This is a genomic window from Streptomyces sp. NPDC002845, assembly GCF_053591955.1.
The window spans coordinates 1-1,063 of sequence record NZ_JBSFUU010000260.1; the positions used below are offsets into that span (position 1 = coordinate 1).

The window sequence follows — 1,063 nt, forward strand, 5'->3', positions numbered from 1 at the left end:
ACGGAGTAGTCGCAGGTGTCCAGGCGGATGTAGTGGTCCCGGCCGATCCGCACCGAGGTCTGCCACCAGCGCGGCGGTGCGGTCGGCGGCAGCGGCAGCATCGCGGCCCGGTCGGCCTCCCACCGCTCGGCCGGGCGGGCCTCAAGGGTGCGGTGCACCCGCCGGTTGGCGACCTCAAGCCATCCGGCCAGCTGCGTGTTGAAGTCGGCCGGGGAAGCGAACACCCTGCCGGGCAGGAACGACGTCTCCAGGTAGCCATTGGCCCGCTCGACCAGACCCTTCGCCTCCGGATCGCGGGGCCGGCACAGCACCACCTTGCAGGCCAGCAGCCCGGCCAGCGCGGCGAACTCCTGGCCCAGGACAGCCCGTCCCTCACGGCGCCGTCCGATGCCGGGCTCGTTGTCCCACACCAGCACCCGGGGCACCGCATTCCAGCCGGACAGCAGCTCCCAGTGCCCGCTCACCAGGTCGGCGGCCTGCCTCGACGGCAGCATCCGCGCGGTGATCACCCGCGAGTACCCGGACACGATCACCAGCACCGGCGGCCGGCCACTCTGCCCGAAGCCCAGCGGGATGTCCGCCGGCGGGAACCACAGATCGCACTGCGCCAGCTCGCCGGGCTGATACGCCGTCCGCGAGACCGGGTCCGCCGGGAGATAGACCGGCCGCAACGCCCGCACCCGCCGCTTGAGCACCGACAGCGACCGCTCCCAGCCGATCCGCTCGGCGATCACCGTCGCAGGCATCCGCGGGTACTGCGCCAGCAGCTCGCGGATCGCCGGTTCCACCGCGTCCACGATCGAGCCCTTCGGCGCCCGCCGGTACCTCGGCGGATCATCACTGGCCACAGCCCGCCGCACGGTATTCCGGGCGATCCCCAGATGCCGCGCGATCCCCTTGATCGACATTCCTTCCGCACGGTGGAGCCGCCGGATCTCAGCCCAGTCCTCCACACCGATCACCTCTTCCACCTGACTCCCATGGAGCCAGACTGATCACTCGATCACGGAAGGGGTCACTTTTCATCGACCGATAGGGGGTCACGGTTCACGGAACGGCGACA

General features: G+C 70.7%; 1 protein-coding gene. It reads right to left on the bottom strand.

Translation table 11 applies throughout. The annotated features are described in order from the left end of the window. On the bottom strand, positions 1-962 hold a 962-nt coding region (istA, locus tag ACWD3C_RS48745; protein WP_451155297.1), incomplete at its 3' end, for an IS21 family transposase. Positions 963-1,063 lie beyond the last annotated feature (101 nt).